General features: G+C 51.6%; 2 tRNA genes and 2 rRNA genes. All 4 read left to right on the plus strand.

What is annotated here, in order from left to right:
* Window positions 1–185 precede the first annotated feature (185 nt).
* The 4 genes from CAGA_RS12385 to CAGA_RS12400 all read left to right on the plus strand — a co-directional run bounded on the left by CAGA_RS12385 (window position 186) and on the right by CAGA_RS12400 (window position 5403).
* Window positions 186–1708 (plus strand): 16S ribosomal RNA (locus CAGA_RS12385).
* Window positions 1709–1938: 230 nt separating this feature from the next.
* Window positions 1939–2014, plus strand: a tRNA-Ala gene (locus CAGA_RS12390).
* A gap of 102 nt (window positions 2015–2116) precedes the next feature.
* Window positions 2117–2193, plus strand: a tRNA-Ile gene (locus CAGA_RS12395).
* A gap of 377 nt (window positions 2194–2570) precedes the next feature.
* A 23S ribosomal RNA gene (locus CAGA_RS12400) occupies window positions 2571–5403 on the plus strand.
* The 16S and 23S rRNA genes sit together here with 2 tRNA genes alongside, the layout of an rRNA operon.
* Window positions 5404–5468: the final 65 nt, after the last annotated feature.

Here is a 5468-nt window from a genome sequence, read left to right on the forward strand (position 1 = left end):
CAGGACCTTGAAAATTAAACAACGTAACGAATTAAGGAACCCGTAAACCAGAGAGTAGAAAGTACTTTCGGACAAAGTTGGTTGTCACTTAAAAAGGCAACAAAAATACACGTTAGTGTATCGTGAATAAGAGCGAACAAACTCAGGATTTGATATAAACGCTCGGAGGAGCGATTATATACAAAATTTTAGAGAGTTTGATCCTGGCTCAGGACGAACGCTGGCGGCGTGCCTAACACATGCAAGTCGAACGGAGTTAAGAAGGAGCTTGCTTCATCTTAACTTAGTGGCGGACGGGTGAGTAACGCGTGAGTAACCTGCCTTTCAGAGGGGGATAACGTCTGGAAACGGACGCTAATACCGCATAACATTTCTGTGCCGCATGGGATGGGAATCAAAGGAGGAATCCGCTGAGAGATGGACTCGCGTCCGATTAGCTAGTTGGTGAGATAAAGGCCCACCAAGGCGACGATCGGTAGCCGGACTGAGAGGTTGAACGGCCACATTGGGACTGAGACACGGCCCAGACTCCTACGGGAGGCAGCAGTGGGGGATATTGCACAATGGAGGAAACTCTGATGCAGCAACGCCGCGTGAGGGAAGAAGGTCTTCGGATTGTAAACCTTTGTCCTTGGTGACGAAAAGAATGACGGTAGCCAAGGAGGAAGCTCCGGCTAACTACGTGCCAGCAGCCGCGGTAATACGTAGGGAGCAAGCGTTGTCCGGATTTACTGGGTGTAAAGGGTGCGTAGGCGGCTCTGCAAGTCAGGCGTGAAAACCATGGGCTTAACCCATCGGATTGCGTTTGAAACTGTGGAGCTTGAGTGAAGTAGAGGTAGGCGGAATTCCCGGTGTAGCGGTGAAATGCGTAGAGATCGGGAGGAACACCAGTGGCGAAGGCGGCTTACTGGGCTTTAACTGACGCTGAGGCACGAAAGCATGGGTAGCAAACAGGATTAGATACCCTGGTAGTCCATGCCGTAAACGATGATTACTAGGTGTGGGGGGTCTGACCCCTTCCGTGCCGGAGTTAACACAATAAGTAATCCACCTGGGGAGTACGGCCGCAAGGTTGAAACTCAAAGGAATTGACGGGGGCCCGCACAAGCAGTGGAGTATGTGGTTTAATTCGAAGCAACGCGAAGAACCTTACCAGGTCTTGACATCCAACTAACGAAGCAGAGATGCATTAGGTGCCCTTCGGGGAAAGTTGAGACAGGTGGTGCATGGTTGTCGTCAGCTCGTGTCGTGAGATGTTGGGTTAAGTCCCGCAACGAGCGCAACCCTTGTGATTAGTTGCTACGCAAGAGCACTCTAATCAGACTGCCGTTGACAAAACGGAGGAAGGTGGGGACGACGTCAAATCATCATGCCCTTTATGACCTGGGCTACACACGTACTACAATGGCTGTTAACAGAGGGAAGCAAGCCCGCGAGGGGGAGCAAAACCCTAAAAACAGTCTCAGTTCGGATCGCAGGCTGAAACCCGCCTGCGTGAAGTTGGAATTGCTAGTAATCGCGGATCAGCATGCCGCGGTGAATACGTTCCCGGGCCTTGTACACACCGCCCGTCACACCATGGGAGCCGGTAATACCCGAAGTCAGTAGCCCAACCGCAAGGAAGGCGCTGCCGAAGGTAGGATTGGCGACTGGGGTGAAGTCGTAACAAGGTAGCCGTATCGGAAGGTGCGGCTGGATCACCTCCTTTCTATGGAGCAGGGAACAGACAAGGATCTGTTCGGAATCCAAGGTCAGTTATGGGGGAATTAATTCAGACGTTGTTTAATTTTGAAGGCCCCGGACCGAGTCCGGTGTCACGCCGCGCACAGAGCAAGCAGAAAAAAGCAGCGAAGTGCCTGCGTAACACAAGGAAACGGAAAAGAGCTTTCAAAGAGTGGAAACAAGGGTAGAACACCTGAGTGACGCTGCCTTTCATATGGGGGTTTAGCTCAGCTGGGAGAGCGCCTGCTTTGCAAGCAGGAGGTCAACGGTTCGATCCCGTTAATCTCCACCAGCGGACGGAGTCCGCAGTCCGAAAAGGGTTGCAGAGGACGTTTGCAAAAAATGTGGCTATATGGGCACAAGAATAACCGGATAGCCTCTAGCCAGAGAATATGGGCTTATAGCTCAGCCGGTTAGAGCGCACGCCTGATAAGCGTGAGGTCGGTGGTTCGAGTCCACTTAAGCCCACCAGCGGTGAGTCGCCGCGGACGATTCGCGGGCGAGATTGATGGTTAAATCAATTTTGAGCACGCGGAAAGAAGCGCAGACGAGCCGATAGCTTTAGGAGAAGTCGAAAGAGACTCCCGAAGCCCTAAAAATACATATGATACTTTAACATTCATTTCGGTGGGTGAAAAGGTGTTGTATGAAAATACATGCGTGAGCTTGGAAAGGATCGCGAGGAGTCAGGTAGTTAAACCTGATTGTAAAGCGTGAATGAAAAGCATGCTGCGTGTGCTGTACATTGAAAACTGAATAAAGAAGAAGCAGATATTAAGCGAGAAATAACTTGTTATTTTAAGATTAAAATCTACAATTTCAAGAAGAAGAACCAAGAAAGAACACATGGTCAAGCTACAAAGAGCGCAAGGGGAATGCCTTGGCACTGGGAGCCGAAGAAGGACGCGACAAACTGCGATAAGCTATGGGGAGCCGTAAGTAGGCATTGATCCATAGATTTCCGAATGGAGCAATCCGGCTGGAGTCATGTCCAGTCACCGTACACTGAATCCATAGGTGTGCGGGGGGAACCGCCTGAACTGAAACATCTAAGTAGGGCGAGGAAAAGACATCAACAGAGATTCCGTAAGTAGTGGCGAGCGAACGCGGAAGAGGCCAAACCGGGGGTAGCAATACCCCCGGGGTTTCGGACAGCAGGAAGCACGCGGGAATTTAGCAGAATGGCATGGGAAGGCCAACGAAACAGTGTGAAAGTCACGTATGCGAAAAAGGAACGCGGCAAGCTGGATCCAGAGTACCGCCGGACACGAGGAACCCGGTGGGAAGACGGGGGGACCACCCTCCAAGCCTAAATACTACCCAGTGACCGATAGAGAAGAGTACTGTGAAGGAAAGGTGAAAAGGACCCCGGAAGGGGAGTGAAAGAGAACCTGAAACCTTGTGCTTACAAGCACCGAGAGCCCGTCAAAGGGTGATCGGGTACCTTTTGTAGAATGGTCCGGCGAGTGAATGTAACTGGCAAGGTTAAGTCCTTAAGGGATGGAGCCGCAGGGAAACCGAGTCTGAACAGGGCGCATGAAGTCAGTTGTATTCGACCCGAAACCGGGTGACCTACCCATGTCCAGGTTGAAGTGGGGGTAAAACCCCATGGAGGACCGAACCGACTCCCGTTGAAATGGTAGCGGATGAGGTGTGGGTAGCGGAGAAATTCCAATCGAACCCGGAGATAGCTGGTTCTCTCCGAAATAGCTTTAGGGCTAGCCTCGTATTAGATTACCGGAGGTAAAGCACTGAATGGTCTAGGGGCCGAAAGGCTACTGAAACCTATCAAACTCAGAATGCCGGATAATTGATGTACGGGAGTCAGACAACGTGAGATAAGTTTCGTTGTCAAAAGGGAAACAGCCCAGACCCACAGCTAAGGTCCCAAAATATGGTTAAGTGGAAAAGGATGTGGGGTTGCCCAGACAACCAGGATGTTGGCTTAGAAGCAGCCATTCATTAAAAGAGTGCGTAATAGCTCACTGGTCGAGTGACCCTGCGCCGAAAATTTAACGGGGCTAAATCATATACCGAAGCTTGGGATCCCGCCAGGGATGGTAGGAGAGCGTTGAATAAGGGAAGAAGTCAGAGCGGAAGCGCTGGTGGACTTTATTCAAGTGAGAATGCCGGAATGAGTAGCGCGAAATGTGTGAGAATCATATTGGCCGAAAGTCTAAGGTTTTTGGAGGAAGGTTCGTCCGCTCCAAGTAAGCCGGGAGCTAAGGTGAGGCTGAGAAGCGTAGCCGATGCACATACGGTGGAAATTCCGTAGCCGCCAAAAGATTTAAGTAAGAGGACACCTGAAAAGGGCATAACCCGGGCGATGGTTGACCCGGGCGTAAGGGACCGAAATTAGAGTAGGGAAGTATGCTTGGCTCAGGGCGAGAAAAGTCTTATGAATATCTTCGGCGCCCGTACCGCAAACCGACACAGGTAGACAGGAAGAGGATTCCAAGGCCAACGGGAGAAGGGTAGTTAAGGAACTCGGCAAATTGACCCCGTAACTTAGGGAAAAGGGGTGCCACAGCGATGTGGCCGCAGAGAATAGGCCCAGGCGACTGTTTAGCAAAAACACAGGTCTCTGCCAAATCGTAAGATGAAGTATAGGGGCTGACACCTGCCCGGTGCTGGAAGGTTAAGAGGAGAAGTGCAAGCTTCGAATTGAAGCCCCAGTAAACGGCGGCCGTAACTATAACGGTCCTAAGGTAGCGAAATTCCTTGTCGGGTAAGTTCCGACCCGCACGAATGGTGTAACGATCTGGGCACTGTCTCAACTACCCGCCCGGCGAAATTGTAGTACCGGTGAAGATGCCGGTTACCCGCGACAAGACGGAAAGACCCCATGGAGCTTTACTGCAGTTTAATATTGGGTTTCGGTAATTTATGTACAGGATAGGTGGGAGACTGGGAAACCGTGGCGCCAGCCGCGGCGGAGTCAATGTTGGGATACCACTCTTAAGTTGCTGAAATTCTAACCTGCGGCCGTGAATCCGGCCGGGGGACATTGTTAGACGGGCAGTTTGACTGGGGCGGTCGCCTCCTAAAAGGTAACGGAGGCGCTCAAAGGTCAGCTCAGCACGGACGGAAACCGTGCAAGAGAGTGTAAACGCATAAGCTGGCCTAACTGCGAGGGTGACGGCCCGAGCAGTAACGAAAGTTGGAGTTAGTGATCCGGCGGTATGAGAGTGGAATTGCCGTCGCTCAACGGATAAAAGCTACCCTGGGGATAACAGGCTGATCTCCCCCAAGAGTCCACATCGACGGGGAGGTTTGGCACCTCGATGTCGGCTCATCACATCCTGGGGCTGAATTCGGTCCCAAGGGTTCGGCTGTTCGCCGATTAAAGTGGTACGCGAGCTGGGTTCAGAACGTCGTGAGACAGTTCGGTCCCTATCTGTCGTGGGCGCAGGATATTTGAGGAGAGCTGTCCTTAGTACGAGAGGACCGGGATGGACGCACCTCTGGCGCACCAGTTGTCATGCCAATGGCACAGCTGGGCAACTATGTGCGGATCGGATAAACGCTGAAAGCATCTAAGCGTGAAGCCGACTCTAAGATGAGATATCCCATAGCGTAAGCTAGTAAGGCCCCTTGAAGACTACAAGGTTGATAGGCTGCGTGTGTAAGCACGGTAACGTGTTCAGCTTGGCAGTACTAATAGGCCGAGGGCTTGACCATATTTTTCTTGGTCTCCCTCATTTCTCACTTCTGCTTTGTTTCCTTTATTCAGTTTTCAGTGTACA

The sequence above is a fragment of the Caproiciproducens galactitolivorans genome (genome assembly GCF_004768785.1).
Classification (GTDB): domain Bacteria; phylum Bacillota; class Clostridia; order Oscillospirales; family Acutalibacteraceae; genus Caproiciproducens; species Caproiciproducens galactitolivorans.